General features: G+C 49.9%; 14 protein-coding genes. All 14 read left to right on the top strand.

What is annotated here, in order from left to right:
- Nucleotide 1: 1 nt before the first annotated feature.
- The 14 genes from rsmH to QJ036_RS02345 all read left to right on the top strand — a co-directional run bounded on the left by rsmH (nt 2) and on the right by QJ036_RS02345 (nt 15,676).
- Nucleotides 2–937 (top strand): 16S rRNA (cytosine(1402)-N(4))-methyltransferase RsmH, encoded by a 936-nt coding sequence (rsmH, locus tag QJ036_RS02410; protein ID WP_283229843.1) that lies wholly within the window; start codon nt 2–4, stop codon nt 935–937.
- A 36-nt stretch (nt 938–973) separates the two neighbouring features.
- Nucleotides 974–1,471: a cell division protein FtsL gene (locus tag QJ036_RS02405; RefSeq protein WP_283229842.1), complete on the top strand. Its 498-nt coding sequence runs from the start codon at nt 974–976 to the stop codon at nt 1,469–1,471.
- Nucleotides 1,472–1,526: 55 nt separating this feature from the next.
- Nucleotides 1,527–3,518 (top strand): peptidoglycan D,D-transpeptidase FtsI family protein, encoded by a 1,992-nt coding sequence (locus QJ036_RS02400; RefSeq protein WP_283229841.1) that lies wholly within the window; start codon nt 1,527–1,529, stop codon nt 3,516–3,518.
- A 28-nt stretch (nt 3,519–3,546) separates the two neighbouring features.
- Entirely contained in the window at nt 3,547–5,301 is a 1,755-nt protein-coding gene (locus QJ036_RS02395) for a peptidoglycan D,D-transpeptidase FtsI family protein (protein ID WP_283229840.1), read from the top strand.
- A gap of 122 nt (nt 5,302–5,423) precedes the next feature.
- Nucleotides 5,424–6,386, top strand: coding sequence for a phospho-N-acetylmuramoyl-pentapeptide-transferase (gene mraY, locus QJ036_RS02390; RefSeq protein WP_283229839.1), 963 nt, complete (start codon nt 5,424–5,426; stop codon nt 6,384–6,386).
- Between the two features lie 26 nt (nt 6,387–6,412).
- On the top strand, nt 6,413–7,753 hold the full coding sequence (gene murD, locus QJ036_RS02385) for a UDP-N-acetylmuramoyl-L-alanine--D-glutamate ligase (protein WP_283229838.1): 1,341 nt from the start codon (nt 6,413–6,415) through the stop codon (nt 7,751–7,753).
- A gap of 45 nt (nt 7,754–7,798) precedes the next feature.
- A complete protein-coding gene (locus tag QJ036_RS02380) occupies nt 7,799–8,962 on the top strand; it encodes an FtsW/RodA/SpoVE family cell cycle protein (protein WP_283229837.1) in 1,164 nt (387 codons plus the stop codon).
- Nucleotides 8,963–8,974: 12 nt separating this feature from the next.
- Entirely contained in the window at nt 8,975–9,730 is a 756-nt protein-coding gene (locus QJ036_RS02375) for a cell division protein FtsQ/DivIB (RefSeq protein ID WP_283229836.1), read from the top strand.
- 141 nt (nt 9,731–9,871) lie between these two features.
- Nucleotides 9,872–11,107 carry a cell division protein FtsZ gene (ftsZ, locus tag QJ036_RS02370; RefSeq protein ID WP_283229835.1) on the top strand — a complete coding sequence of 412 codons (1,236 nt, stop codon included), beginning with the start codon at nt 9,872–9,874 and terminating at the stop codon, nt 11,105–11,107.
- A 126-nt stretch (nt 11,108–11,233) separates the two neighbouring features.
- Complete coding sequence (locus QJ036_RS02365; RefSeq protein ID WP_283229834.1) at nt 11,234–11,869, top strand: TetR/AcrR family transcriptional regulator; 636 nt, start codon at nt 11,234–11,236, stop codon at nt 11,867–11,869.
- The gene (rsgA, locus tag QJ036_RS02360) at nt 11,866–12,924 is read left to right on the top strand and encodes a ribosome small subunit-dependent GTPase A (RefSeq protein WP_283229833.1); all 1,059 of its coding nucleotides are present in this window, start codon (nt 11,866–11,868) and stop codon (nt 12,922–12,924) included. The genes QJ036_RS02365 and rsgA overlap by 4 nt, the downstream gene beginning before the upstream one ends.
- 57 nt (nt 12,925–12,981) lie before the next feature.
- Nucleotides 12,982–13,188, top strand: coding sequence for a hypothetical protein (locus QJ036_RS02355; protein ID WP_283229832.1), 207 nt, complete (start codon nt 12,982–12,984; stop codon nt 13,186–13,188).
- 128 nt (nt 13,189–13,316) lie between these two features.
- The gene (locus QJ036_RS02350; protein WP_283229831.1) at nt 13,317–14,705 is read left to right on the top strand and encodes a 6-phospho-beta-glucosidase; all 1,389 of its coding nucleotides are present in this window, start codon (nt 13,317–13,319) and stop codon (nt 14,703–14,705) included.
- A 2-nt stretch (nt 14,706–14,707) separates the two neighbouring features.
- On the top strand, nt 14,708–15,676 hold the full coding sequence (locus QJ036_RS02345) for an ROK family protein (protein ID WP_283229830.1): 969 nt from the start codon (nt 14,708–14,710) through the stop codon (nt 15,674–15,676).
- Nucleotides 15,677–15,679: the final 3 nt, after the last annotated feature.

Raw genomic sequence — 15,679 nt, 5'->3', positions numbered from 1 at the left:
CATGAAATTTTCACATAAGTCAGTACTTTTGGAAGAAACAATCGAATATCTCAATGTGAAGCCGGACGGTATCTATGTGGACGGCACTCTTGGAGGAGGCGGACATGCCTTTGCGGTTTGCAACCGGCTTTCGGATAGAGGCAGGTACATTGGCATTGATCAGGATGCGGCTGCTATTGAGGCGGCTTCCGAACGGCTTGCTCCTTTTGGCGACCGGGTGACCATTGTGAGAAACAATTACGAAAATATGGACACCGTGCTTCGGGATCTGGGAGTTCATGCAGTGGACGGGATCCTTCTTGATCTTGGTGTATCCTCCTATCAGCTTGATACGTTGGAAAGAGGATTTTCCTACAAGGAGGATACGGTTCTGGACATGCGGATGGATCAGCGTCAGACCGTTACGGCAAAGGATATCGTAAACGGCTACAGCGAGGGAGATCTATTCCGTATCATCCGTGATTATGGCGAAGACCGATTTGCTCAGAATATTGCCAGGCACATTGTGGCAGCCAGACAGAAGGAAGAGATACGAACGACAGGCCAGCTTGTGGAGATCATAAAGGCAGCTGTGCCGGCCAAGGTGAGGATGACAGGCGGTCATCCGGCCAAGAAAACCTTCCAGGCGATCCGCATCGAGCTGAATCATGAGCTTGATGTGCTGAATCGTTCCCTTGACAGGATGATTGATCTTCTGAATCCGGGAGGCAGACTCTGTATCATTACCTTCCATTCTCTGGAGGATCGTATGGTCAAGACCAGCTTCCGAAAAAACGAAAATCCATGCATCTGCCCGCCCAGCTTTCCTGTATGTGTGTGCGGCAGAGTGGGCAAAGGAAAAGTGATTACAAAAAAACCGGTTCTTCCCTCGGAGGAGGAACTTTCCGATAACAAGCGGGCTAAAAGTGCCAAGCTTCGGGTGTTTGAAAGGGTATAAGCCTGCCTCCGGCGGCTTGGCCCAGGGAGGGTTATCATGGCAGAATATAAAAGACAGAACGTCCGCCGGACAGCGGGAAGATATGAGGGGCGGAATTTGTACATCGTAGAAGGAAATACGGCAAGGCAGTTTGAGAATCAGGAATATTATATTCCGGAAGAGCGGCGGGGAGAAGAGATCCGCCGGGCCAGACGGACAAGGGAAAGAGCACTGCAGATCAGTCCTGCTTTTGTCCTGTTTCTGGCTCTGGTATCGGTATTTATGCTGGGAACCTGTGTCAGCTATATGAAGGTTCAGGCCTCCATCCATACCAGGATGGCCAATATTGAAACGCTGGAGGGAACCCTGGCAGAGCTTAAGGATCTCAATGAGGCCACCAGCTCCAGGATTGCCGTTGCCTCCGATATCCATCAGATTTACAAGACGGCCACGGAAGAGTTGGGGATGGTATATCCGGACGACAGTCAGGTGATATACTATGACAGAACAGAAAGTGAGTACGTGCAGCAATATGAGGACATCCCGAGAGAATAACACTGCCGGCAAAAAAAACCGGTCAAAACATGCTCCTAAAATATTTCAGAAATACATGAAAAAAAAGCTGGCGCTCACCTTTTTTCTGGTGGCGCTGGTTTTGTTTGGTCTGGCAATCGTGGTAGGCTTTATCGGAAGGGATCATGGGGAAGAATACGGGAAGCGGGTACTGGCCCAGCAAACCTATGCATCCGGTACGATTCCTTTTAAACGGGGGGAGATCACTGACCGAAACGGTACGGTTCTGGCTGCCAACGAGGCAGTATACAATCTGATCCTGGATCCCTCTGTCATCAATTCCAGTGAGAATATCACAGGTCCGACCCTTGATGCCCTGGTGGAATGTTACGGCTACGACAGATCTGAGCTGGAAAAGCTGCTGGAGGAGAATCCCAACAGCAAATACATCCGTTATGAAAAACGAATGAGTGAGGAAAACAGAGATAAATTCCTTGCAAAAGAAAAAGAAGTCAATGAAAACATGGATATCAAGGATAAGATCGACGGTGTCTGGTTTGAAACGGAATACAAGAGGATCTATCCCTACTCCACACTTGCCTGTGATCTGATCGGCTTTGCTTCTGAAGACGGGTCCACAGGAAGCTACGGTATTGAACAATATTATAACGATGAGCTGGCCGGAGTTCCGGGACGGGAATACGGTTCCATCAATGAGGAAGGCAATGCGGAAAAAGTGACCAGGGATGCAGTGGACGGTAATACGATAGTATCTACTATTGATGTGAATTTGCAGACCATTGTCGAGAATCAGCTGAAGCTTTTCAACGAGAAGATCGGTTCAAAAAACACCGCGGTCATTGTGATGAATCCGAACAATGCGGAAATTCTGGCAATGGCGACTTATCCTTATTATAATTTAAACAATCCTTCAGATCTTACAGTCAGCGGGTATTATACAGAAGAACAGATCAATGCAATGAGCGAGGAGGAGAGACTGGAGACCCTCAATGAACTCTGGAAGAATTATATTACCCAGACTACCTATGAGCCTGGTTCGACCGCAAAGCCGTTAACCATTGCTGCCGGCCTTGAGGAAGGAAAACTTTCCGTATCAGACAGCTACATGTGCGACGGAGGCTGGGATATTCCAAATACGAACGGAAGCAGGATCAGCTGCCATAAGACATCCGGTCACGGAATGCTGGATGTGAAGGGAGCCATTGTGGAATCCTGCAATGATGCGTTGATGCAGATCGGATGGCAGATAGGAAGCGAAGTCTTCTGCAAATACCAGCCGATCTTCGGGCTGGGAGACAGGACCGGCATTGATCTGCCGGGTGAGGAATACGGCATCTTAAAAAGGGAAGAGGACATGTCGGAGGTCGATCTGGCCACCAACTCCTTCGGACAGAATTTCAATGCCACAGTCATCCAGATGGCGGCCGTTTACTGTTCTATCATCAATGGCGGAAATTATTATACACCCCATGTGGTCCGGGAGATTTTAAGCTCTGATGGCGCTGTGATCGAGACGAAGGAAAAAAATCTGGTGCGTAAGACGGTCAGTGAGAGCACTTCGGAATTTCTGCGGGAAGCCATGCTTGCCATGGTCGATGAGCAGACACCCTGGTCCACGGCCATTCCCGGCTATGAGATCGGAGGAAAGACAGGAACGGCAGAGAAACAGCCGAGAAGTGATAAGAAATATGTCGTGTCCTTTGCAAGCTTTGTGCCGGCCAGCAATCCGGAATATTTCATGATGGTGGTGATCGATGAACCGGATGTGGAGGATCAGTCCACCGGCGGTTACGCCACGACTCTGACCCATGATCTGTGGGTGGATATCCTTCCTTATCTGAACCTGTTCCCGACCAGAGATACAGGCGAGGAGACGCAGCCTTCCACAGAGAATGTACTTCAGGAGCCGGGCCAGAATACACCGGAAGAGCCAGAGGGCGAAAATCTGAACGGCGAGAATCCGGATGAGACGGATACACCGGAAGGGGAACTCCCGGAAGGAGAAAATCCGGACGAGCCGGAAGGCGAGGGCTATTCCGGTGGAATTTTTCAGGGGGATTTTGAATAGTCTGTAACAAAAGCCCCGGAGGGAACGGATGGTTCCCAATTATACCTATCATCGTTTGAAAATATTAATCGTGTTTATCGTCTGTTTGACGGGCTTTGGAATATTAATGGGCAGGCTGGGATATCTGATGCTATTTCAGTCTGCTCATTATACAGCTTTGGCGGAGGAGCTTCATGAGAGAGAACGGTCCATCAAAGCGGCCAGAGGCCGGATCTACGATGCCAACGGCACAGTGATTGCCGATAACCGGACTGTCTGCACGGTGTCTGTCATTCACAGTCAGATTTCTGATGCAGATGAGGTGGTGAAGGTGCTTTCGGAGCAGCTTGAGCTCGACGAGGTGTCTGTTCGGAAAAAGGTAGAGAAAATAAGCTCCAGGGAGATCATAAAATCCAATGTGGACAAAGCTGTGGGGGATGCCATTCGTGTCTTTGAGCTTGACGGTGTAAAGGTGGACGAGGATTATAAGAGATATTACCCGTTTGGAAGTCTGGCATCCAAGGTGCTGGGCTTTACCGGAGGAGACAATCAGGGAATCATCGGCCTGGAGGTGAAATACGAAAACTATTTAAAGGGACAGAACGGGATGATACTCACGCAGACCGATGCAAGAGGGGTAGAGATCGATGCAGCAGCTGAGGGTAGAATTGAACCGGTGGATGGAAACAGCCTGTATTTAAGCCTTGATATGAACATCCAGAAATTCGTGGAGCAGGAAGCTCGGAAGGTGATGGAGCAGAAGCAGGCAAAAAAAGTATCGGTCATTGTTATGAATCCGAAAAACGGAGAAATCTATGCCATGGTCAATGTGCCGGAATTTGATCTGAACGATCCCTTCACGCTGAATGTCCCGATCGATACTTCATCCATGAACAGTGAGGAAAAGCAGGAGCTTCTCAACCAGATGTGGAGAAATCCCTGCATCAACGATACCTATGAGCCAGGTTCGACCTTCAAGATCATCACAGCGGCGGCAGGACTGGAGGAGGGAGTGGTTTCTCTGACCGATACCTTCCATTGCCCCGGCTACAGGATCGTGGAGGACCGGAGGATCCATTGCCATAAAGTGGCGGGTCACGGCTCGGAGACCTTTGTCCAGGGAGTCATGAATTCCTGCAATCCGGTGTTCATTGAGGTGGGCCTTCGGCTGGGAGTGGAAAACATGTGCCGGTACTTCAACCAGTTCGGCCTCCTTTCCCGGACGGGGATCGATCTGCCCGGTGAAGCGGGAACGATCATGCACAAGGCGGAAAATATGGGAGAGGTGGAGCTTGCCACCGTTTCCTTCGGTCAGTCCTTTCAGATCACACCCATCCAGCTGATCACAACGGCCAGCTCTATCATAAACGGAGGAATCCGTATCACGCCTCATTTTGCCGTTGAGGTGAGAAACAGTGAGGAAACCGTGATCGAGAAGCTTTCGTGGGAGACAGGGGAGCGTATCGTATCGGAAGAGACCAGTGAGACCATGCGTAATATTCTGGAACAGGTGGTGGCGGAGGGAACCGGCCACCGGGCTTATCTCGAAGGATATCGGATCGGCGGAAAGACGGCCACCTCAGAGAAGCTTCCGCGAAGTGAAAACCGTTATATTGCTTCTTTTATTGGCTTTGCTCCGGCCGATGATCCGGAAGTCATTGCCCTGATCACCATCGATGAGCCGCAGGGAATCTATTACGGCGGAACCATCGCCGCACCGGTGGTATCCAATATCTTCGATAATATTCTGCCTTATCTGGGGATTGAGAAAGAGGAGCTTCCCGAAGAGTCTTCGGAAAATTAAGGCCATGGAAAATTAGAGAGGTTTAGAGGTTGATTCTTCCACTGAAAAGTCTTATACTGTAACAGTTAAGGGAAATACAGGGGCTGTCCGGCGGTCCCCAATAAAAATACAGGAGTATCTATATGGATGTAAAGTTTACAGCAATCATTTCCGTTTTGATTTCGTTTGCCATAAGCGCAGTACTCTGTCCGATCCTGATTCCTTTCCTTCGGAAGCTGAAATTTGGTCAGACAATCCGGGAGGAGGGGCCGAAAGCCCACGCGAAGAAGTCTGGGACACCGACCATGGGCGGCGTGGCCATTCTGATCAGTATTGCAGTTACCAGTCTTCTTTTTGTGAAGGATCATCCGAAGCTGATTCCGATTCTTTTTACTACAGTAGGCTTCGGTGTGGTAGGACTTCTTGATGATTTTATCAAGGTGGTGCTCAAGCGCTCCGAGGGGTTAAAGCCCTGGCAGAAGCTTCTGGGCCAGCTGGTCATTGCCGGTATTCTCTGCTATTATCTGCTGACCTCTGACGTGGTTTCCACAGCTATGATCATTCCCTTCACCGGGGGAAAAACGCTGAATCTGGGATGGTTTTTCATTCCTGCCTTTTTTGTCATTGTGCTGGGAACCGATAACGGTGTAAATCTGACTGACGGGCTGGACGGACTGTGCACCAGTGTGACGATTCTGGTAGCTGTGTTTTTTACCGTGGTATCCATCGGGGAGGAAAGCGGAATTGAACCGATCACCGGAGCGGTCGTGGGAAGTCTCCTGGGCTTTCTGGTATTCAACGCGTATCCGGCCAGAGTCTTCATGGGAGATACCGGTTCGCTGGCGTTGGGCGGTTTTGTAGTTTCTACGGCCTTTATGCTGCAGATGCCGATTTTTATTCTGCTGGTGGGCTTTATCTATTTTGCAGAAACTCTGTCTGTAATGCTTCAGGTGGCTTATTTCAAGAAGACCCATGGAAAGCGCCTGTTCCGCATGACGCCAATTCATCATCATTTTGAGCTGGGCGGCTGGTCGGAGACCAGGATCGTGACTGTGTTTTCCACAGTGACAGCGCTTCTTTGCCTGATCGCCTATCTGGCAATGTAACGGATGGAAAAAAGAGAGGAAAAGACATGAATAAAAAAATACTTGTGGCCGGAGGCGGTATCAGCGGGATCGGAGCGGCAAAGATGCTTCTTCAGACCGGGAAAGAGGTCGTTTTATACGACGGAAATGAAAAACTGGATAAAAAGACGCTGGAAGGAAAATTCACCGGAGCATGTCCCGAAATCGTTCTCGGAGAGCTTACCGATCAGGTGATCGGCGAGACGGAGGCCTGTGTGATCAGTCCCGGGATTCCCCTCCGTGTCCCTTTTGTTCAGAAGCTTCGTACAGCGGGAGTACCTGTGTGGAGTGAGATCGAGGCTGCTTTCCGGCATGCAGAAGGCAGACTCTGCGCCATCACGGGAACCAACGGAAAAACCACAACGACGGCGCTTGTGGGAGAAATATTCGGAAATTACTATTCCAGCAGCTTTGTGGTTGGAAATATCGGAACAGCCTATACGGGAAAGGCTCTGGAGACCAGGGAGGATTCTGTCACTGTGGCGGAGGTTTCCAGCTTCCAGCTTGAGACGATCGATACCTTTCATCCCCAGGTCAGCGCCATCCTGAATATCACACCGGATCATCTGGACCGGCACGGTTCCATGGAGGAATATATCCGAGTGAAGGAGCTGGTGACAAAGAATCAGACAGCAGAAGATGCCTGTGTGCTCAATTACGAGGATGAGGTGCTCAGGTCCTTCGGACAGAATATTCTGCCAAGGGTTCTCTGGTTCAGCAGCAAACGGCGGATTCCCGGAGGCATTTACCTGGAGGGCTCCGTCATTGTCAGCGAGCTTTCCGGTGAACGGGAGATCGTGATCGACATTTCCGAGCTGAATATTCTCGGCAATCACAATTATGAAAACGCCATGGCAGCAGCAGCGGCGGCCTTTGCCATGGGTGTGCCCATGGAGGTGATCCGTAAGACTCTCCGGGAGTTCAAGGCAGTGGAGCACCGGATTGAATTTGTGGTGGAAAGAGACGGAGTTTCCTATTATAATGATTCCAAGGGAACAAATCCGGATGCGGCCATTCAGGGAATCAGGGCAATGGTACGTCCTACGGTGCTCATTGCAGGCGGCTACGATAAAGGTTCAGTTTACGGAGAATGGCTGATGGCCTGTCAGGGAAAAGTCAAGAAGCTGATTCTGCTGGGGCAGACGGCTGAGAAAATTGCAAAAGAGGCAGAGGAGCTCGGCTCTCTTGATTTCTGCTTTGCAGCCTCCATGGAGGAGGCAGTGGAGCTGGCAAGGGAAGCAGCGGCTCCCGGTGATGCGGTGCTTTTGTCTCCGGCCTGTGCAAGCTGGGGAATGTTCAAAAATTATGAAGAACGGGGCAGGATCTTCAAGGACCTGGTCAGAAAATGATTTGAGGCGGCAGCCGAACTATAATCTGGAAGTTGGAGTGTGTGGATGGCAGAGCAGGAAACCAGACCGAAAAAGAAGAACAGACGTCAGCGTTATTTCGATTACAGCCTTCTGGCAGTTATCGTCTTTTTGTGCTGCTTCGGTCTCATCATGGTGTACAGCTCCAGCTCCTATGCAGCCCAGGTCAAGACCGGGGATTCTCTGTTCTATCTGAAAAAGCAGGGCGTGGCTCTGATTCTTGGCTTTGTCTGTATGTTTCTTGTCTCCAGGATCGATTACCATAAATATGCCAAGGTGGCAGTCCTTGGCTATTTGCTGGCATTTGTGCTGATGATTCTGGTGAATTTCACGCCCCTCGGCATTGAGTATAATGGTAAAAAACGCTGGTTTGGTTTCGGGAGCACCTCTCTTTTCCAGGCGGCGGAGGCCGTCAAGGTGGCGGTGATCCTGTCCATGGCGAGTCTGGTAAATAAGTTTTCGAGAAAGATCGATACATGGAAGGCCCAGCTTTTGATTCTGATCCTTCAGGCACCGCTGATCCTTCTGGTTGCAGACAATAATCTGAGCAGCGGTATCATTCTTCTTGGCATCGTGTTTGTTGTACTGTTTGTGGCCAGCCGGAAAAAGCTTCGTTTTTTTATGGCGGTGGCCATTGTGGCAGCGCTTGCTGTATTTGTCACTGTGTTTTCGGATAAGATCCTCGAGCTTCATATTCTGAAAGAATATCAGCTGGAACGTATCCTCTTATGGAAAGATCCGACCTCCTATGCTCTGGAGGGCGGTCATCAGGTCCTTCAGGGACTCTATGCCATCGGCTCCGGCGGCCTTTTCGGGAAAGGCCTCGGGGAGAGTATGCAGAAGCTGGGGTTTGTGCCGGAAGCGCAGAATGATATGGTCTTTTCCATTATCTGCGAGGAACTGGGTCTTTTTGGAGCAATCTGCGTGATCCTTCTGTTCCTGTTTATGATCTGGCGGTTTGTGGTGATCGCAAACAATGCACCTGACCTGTTCGGAGCCATGCTGGTGGTGGGGATCATGTCCCACATTGCTCTTCAGGTGATCTTAAATGTTGCAGTCGTTACCAATACGATTCCAAATACAGGAATTACGCTGCCCTTTATCAGCTACGGAGGTACTTCGGTGGTATTCCTGATGGTGGAAATGGGGGCAGCCCTCAGTGTGTCGTCCAGTATACGCTTTGAGCGGTAGCGGAGGAATGCCATGGGTGAACGAAGAGAAGAAAAACATCAAAAGAGAAGAGGAAGGGGACGCAAATGGCTTGTGATGTTCGGCACTTTTGCGGCCCTTTTTCTGGGAGTCCTGCTATTTGCCTACAGCACCAGGCTTACCGACGTGACTGTGACGGGTACCGGCCGTTATACGGAGGAAGAACTGATTTCCATGATTTTTAAGGAGGACAGAGACTGGAATACCTTTTATGCCCTCTATAAAAATAAATTTAAAGAACACGAGGATATTCCTTTTATTGAGAAATATCAGGTGAAGGTGACCGGTCTTCATTCCGCAAAGGTGACTGTATATGAAAAAAGCCTGGCTGGCTGTATAGAATATATGGGTTCCTATCTGTATTTTGACCGGGAGGGAATCATTGTGGAGAGCTCTCGGGAGCTGACTCCCATGGTGCCATTGGTGACCGGACTCAGGTTTCAGAATGTCGTCATGTATGAGAAGCTGACGGTGGAGGATGACAGCATTTTCAGTGAGATCCTGAATTTGTCCCAGCTTCTGGCCGGTTATGAGATTCAGACCGAGGAGGTACATTTTGACAGTCACAAAAACATTTTTCTTAAAGTAGGAAGCCTCACGGTGGTCCTCGGTGACAGTACCTATATGGCAGAAAAACTGTCGGAATTTCATGATATGCTTCCGCAGATAGAAGCGCTTTCCGGCACTGTGTATCTGGATGGATACTCACCGGATGCACAGAATCCTTCGTATCCGTTTATTCAAAATTAAAAAATAAGCTTCGTAAAAATTAATGTATTTTTCTAAAAGTAGTAGTTGATTATTTTTAAAAAATGACTTATGCTATATAAGTGGTGACACCTGTGAAGCGGTGTCTGCCTTTCGAGTGTCAGGTCAAGGGAGGAAAAAATTTTGTTAGAAATTAAGATTAATGAATCCGAGAGCTCAGCGAAAATTATTGTTATTGGTGTAGGCGGCGCCGGCAATAACGCTGTGAATAGAATGATCGATGAGAATATCTGTGGTGTGGAGTTTATCGGTATCAATACGGATAAACAGGCACTTCAGCTTTGCAAAGCTCCGACAGCGATCCAGATCGGAGAAAAGCTGACCAAGGGTCTTGGTGCCGGAGCCAAGCCTGAGGTAGGTCAGAAGGCCGCTGAGGAAAGCGCTGAGGATATTGCAGCAGCCGTTAAGGGTGCTGATATGGTATTTGTTACCTGTGGTATGGGCGGCGGTACCGGTACGGGAGCTGCTCCTGTAGTGGCAGGGATCGCCAAGGAGATGGGGATTCTGACCGTCGGTGTTGTGACAAAGCCCTTCAAGTTTGAGGGACGTGCCCGTATGAACAATGCACTGAACGGCATCGCCCATCTGAAAGAAAATGTAGATACGCTGATCGTTATTCCCAACGATAAGCTTCTGGAAATCGTTGACAGAAGAACGACGATGCCGGAGGCGCTGAAGCGTGCGGATGAAGTCCTTCAGCAGGCAGTTCAGGGCATCACGGATCTGATCAATGTACCGGCCCTGATCAATCTTGACTTTGCGGATATCCAGACCGTCATGATCGATAAGGGAATTGCCCATATCGGAATCGGACGTGCAAAGGGGGATGACAAGGCGATCGAGGCAGTTAAGGAGGCTGTATCCAGTCCTCTTCTGGAGACTACCATCGAGGGTGCTTCTCATGTGATCATCAATATTTCCGGTGATATCGGTCTTATGGAGGCCAATGAGGCGGCAAGCTATGTTCAGGAGCTGGCCGGCGATGAGGCCAACATTATTTTTGGTGCGATGTATGACGATACGGTACAGGATGAGGCCAGCATTACTGTCATTGCTACAGGCCTGGAGTCTTATGATGCCAGTGCGCCTGTAACTCAGAAGGCAGCTGCTTCCACAGGCTTCTCTTCCTATAAGTCTGCGTCCAAGACGGTTCCTTCTTACGGAAGCCAGTCAGCAGCAGGTTCCTACAGCGGAGCTTCTGCAGCGGCAAAGCAGCCTTCCGCAGCGCCGGCATCTGAGAGGAGGACGGTTCCCGTTCGTCCCGCTACACCTGGTTTCAATGGCGGTGCCACTTACCGGGTACCGGAGAATAAGGGAAACATTACGATTCCTGATTTCCTTCAGAGAACAAAGAAATAAGTACATGATTTATGTGAAATGAGCGATATCTGGTTTTGACCGGATATCGCTTTTTTTTCTTGACAGGAAAACGGTCGTTTACTATAATTTGAGGTAAACAATCGTTTACTTTCGGAGGAGGATAAGATGGCTGATACGAAAGAAAGAATTTTGATGACTGCTCTTCACTTATTTGCAAGAGACGGTTATGAGGCTGTTTCTGTCAGTTCTATAGCAGGAGAGCTTGCCATGACAAAGGGGGCGTTATATAAGCATTATAAGAATAAGAGAGATATTTTTGACAGTATTGTGAAAAGAATGTACCAGATCGATGCCGAACAGGCGCGGAAATACCAGGTACCGGAGGAGAAAGCAGAAGACAGACCGGAAGCTTATGAAACCATATCCCTGGACAGCATCCGGAGCTTTACGGCCGCGCAATATCTCTTTTGGACGGAAGATGAGTTTGCATCTGAATTCCGCAGAATGCTCACGTTGGAACAATATCGGAATGCAGAAATGTCGGAGCTTTATAAAAGCTGCCTGACTGCCGGGCCGGTTGCTTATATGGAGGATATTTTTCGGGCAATGATAAAAAACGGTATATTAAAAGAGGCCGACCCCGGACAGCTGGCTCTCGAATACTATGCACCGCTTTATTTGCTGATCAGTCTGGCAGATCATCCAGGCGGAAGGGATCAGTCCTTAACGGTTTTAAAGAACCATATGGAACGATTTATTCAGTGTAATGCGGCCGGAACCCGGGGAAAGGATTCGCTATGACAAATGGAATTATGGCTGCATATGGACGTTCAGATCCAAATGCGGCGTATGCGCGGGATTATCATGAGGGCTGCACGGCAGGCCGGATCCTTTCGCAGGAGAAAGGGATCTATCGTCTGATCAGTGAAAAGGGAGAACAGTTTGCTGAGATATCCGGAAAGCTGCGGTATCACGCCAAACGGGCTGCAGATTTTCCTGCCGTCGGCGATTTTGTGGTGGCAGACTGCAATTCTTTTCAGGGGAATGCGGTGATACATGAAATTCTGCCGAGAAAGAGTGTTTTTATCCGAAAAGCAGCGGGGACGGGCAATACGGAGCAAGTCGTTGCGGCAAATATCGATACGGTTTTTATCTGTATGTCGCTCAACAGGGATTTTAACCTTCGAAGACTGGAACGATACTTTGCTGTCGCCTGGGAGAGCGGGGCATCACCGGTGATCGTTTTAACGAAATCGGATCTGTGTTCGGATCCGGAAGCTTTCATCAGCCATGTGGAACAGATTGCGTTCGGAACAGATATTCTTCTGACTTCTGCCATGGAACAGGACGGATACAAAAAGCTTCTGCCATACATCCCCTTTGGCCGTACAGCTGCACTGATCGGTTCGTCCGGTGTCGGAAAGTCCACCCTGATCAATCAGCTGCTGGGAGAAGACCGTATGGAAACAAGAGGGCTGCGAAATGATGATAAAGGGAAGCATACCACTACCAGACGCGAGCTGTTTCTGCTGGAACAGGGTGGTATGGTGATCGATACGCCGGGGATGAGAGAGCTTGGATTATGGGATACCGGCGAAGGCCTGGAGCAATCCTTTTCTGATATCAAAGCGCTGGCGGCCATGTGTCGGTTTTGTGACTGCAGTCACACCGATGAGCCCCATTGTGCTGTTCAGGAAGCAATCGCGAAAGGGGAGCTTTCGAAGGAGCGTTTCCAGTCCTATCAGAAACTGAAAACTGAGAACAGATATACCGAAGATACAGAGGGATATCTGGCAGAAAAAAAGCAGAAATTTAAAAATATTGCGAAGGTGAACAAAAGCTTCCGCAGAAGATAAGGAGAGAACCTGCCGGAAGAGCTCCTTCTGTCCTGGACACCGGAACAGCTTGACTATATGCATGATGTGGAATACTGGTCAAAGATGGTTGGCAGCTGTCGGAATGCAGAAATTATTACAGTAGAAGAGATGGAAAGCAATGAGGAGGTCTGGGCCGACTGGCTGAAGCAGGAAAATGAATATGCCGTCGGGGACAGAAAGGCAATGGAAGCAGGCGGCGGAAAATATCTCAATTTTATTGCGATCGTCCTGAGAAAGAAATGATAGACACAAGAGACAATCCCTTTTACCCGATTGTGCACCTTTTTGGCTGTTTTGTGACTTCCATGTGGGGCAAGAATTCGTTATAATGGCCTCAGAGAACATCGAAATATCAGGAAAAGGAGACGGCCATGAAGGAAAAGATTAAAATTGTAACCATTGGCGGAGGAAGCAGTTATACTCCGGAGCTGATGGAAGGATTTATCAGGCGGTATCAGGAGCTTCCTGTCGGAGAAATCTGGCTGGTGGATGTGGACGCGGGAAAAGAAAAGGTTGAGATTGTTTCAAGACTTGCCCAGAGAATGTGGGATGCGGCCGGATATCCGGTTCAGGTTCATGTGACGCTGGACAGACGGGAGGCGCTTCCCGGGGCGGATTTTGTGACGACTCAGTTCCGTGTGGGACAGCTGGAAGCAAGGATCAAGGATGAAAGGATTCCCAGCCTCCATGGCATGCTTGGGCAGGAGACCAACGGAGCGGGCGGTATCTTCAAGGCGTTTCGCACCATTCCTGTCATCGGACAGATCATTGAGAATATGAGAGAACTGTGTCCCGATGCCTGGCTGATCAATTTTACCAATCCCAGCGGTATGATCACAGAGGCGGCGATCCGGAAATTTGGCTGGAAAAAGACCATTGGACTGTGCAATGTTCCCGGCATTGCAGAGATGAAGGAGCCGGAAAATATCGGCTGCAGGCCCGGCGAGCTTGTGTATCAGTTTGCGGGACTCAATCATTTTCACTGGCACCGGGTCTGGGACAAGGATGGAAACGAAGTCACGGAGAAGCTTTTGGAGCATATCAATGAGAGAAACGGCGGCACACCGGTCAATATTTATCAGGCGCCTTTTCCCATGGAGCTGCTTCATTCCATGAAGATGATCCCCTGCGGCTATCACCGTTATTATTATAATGCAGATGAAATGCTTGCCCACAGCATGGAGGAATTTCGCAAAGGAGGAACAAGAGCGGAGCAGATGCACCGGGTGGAGAAGGAGCTCTTTGACCTGTACAGAAACCCGGAACTTAAGGAGAAGCCGGAACAGCTTGGCAAGCGGGGCGGCGCCTATTACAGCGACACAGCCTGCGAGTGCATCAGTGCCATCTATAACAACAAACAGAAGCGGATGACCGTCAGCACGGAAAACCGAGGCGCCATTTCCTGCCTTCCGGCAGATTCCATCGTGGAGGTATCTTCTCTGATCTCCGCTAAGGGAGCGGAGCCGGTGGCCTGGGGCGAGATGCCGCCTGCAGAGCGGGGATGGCTTCAGGTGATGAAGGCGATGGAGGAGTGCGTCATTGAAGCGGCCATCACCGGCGATTACGGTCTTGCCCTGGAGGCGTTTACTCTGAATCCGTTGATTCCCGGAGGAAAGGAAGGAAAGAAGGTGCTGGATGAGCTTCTGGTGGCTCACGAAACGTATCTCCCCCAGTTTGCAGACAAGATCGCAGAGCTGAAGGCGGCAGGAGTGGAAACAGAGGATGAGGTGGTACGGGACCTTTTACGAAGGGGGCTTTGAGTATGAACTTCTATATGGGGATCGATGTCGGAGGAACAAAAACCTCCTATGGCTTATTTGATGAAGATAAGAAACTGATCTATAAAGAAAAGCTTCCGTCGGACGATCAGAAGGGACCTTTGGAGTTTTTCGGCCAGGTGGCAAAGAAGCTTTTGGAATTTGCCGAAGCTGCAGAAAACCGGGGCGGGTCGCTGGCCGGTATCGGGATCGGTGTGCCGGGCTTTGTGGATTTTGAGAAGGGGATCATCGCCAGAATTCCAAGTCTGCCCAGGCTGGACGGCTTTGGAGTGGCAGATTTTCTGAGGGAACAGTTAAGCGCGGCAGGAAAGGGAGAAATTCCGGTCGTGGTGGACAATGACGGACACTGCGGGGCTTTGGCGGAATACCGCCAGGGCGCCGGGAAAGGCCATAGAAATATGCTGTACTGTCCGGTCAGTACCGGGATCTCCACAGGCATGATTCTGGATGGCAGACTCTTTCGGGGAAGCAACGGTGCGTCCGGTGAGAGCGGTCATATGCTGACCTGTATCCCGGAGGAGGAACAGATCCCCTGCATGTGCGGAAACTCCGGCTGCTTCAATTCCATGGGCTCCGGAAAGGCGATCCTGACCCATGTGAGACGGTGGCTGGAAGAAGGAGAGACAAGTATTCTTCCCGAACTTGCCGGCGGTACTGAACATATCACCGCAAAGCATATCAATGAGGCATACGAAAAAGGAGATGCTCTGGCTGTCCGTGCGGTGGAGCAGATGGCACATTATCTGGCGGTCTGGATCTTCAATGTGTATATGCTTTTAAATGTGGACTGCATCGTGTTTGCCGGCGGTCTCCTGGCTATGGGTGACAAGCTGTTCGGAAGGATCCGGGAAGAATTTGAGCGTTATCACACCAATGGATTCCCGGTGGAATTTCATTTTACCAAGCTGGGAGAGGATTCCGGGCTCATCGGTGCCATGGAACTGCTGTTTTGATCC

It is taken from the genome of Fusibacillus kribbianus (assembly GCF_030053595.1).
GTDB classification, from domain to species: domain Bacteria; phylum Bacillota; class Clostridia; order Lachnospirales; family Lachnospiraceae; genus Lientehia; species Lientehia kribbiana.
The sequence above is the reverse complement of the archived record's forward strand: the minus strand, read 5'-3'. Positions and strand labels throughout refer to the sequence as shown.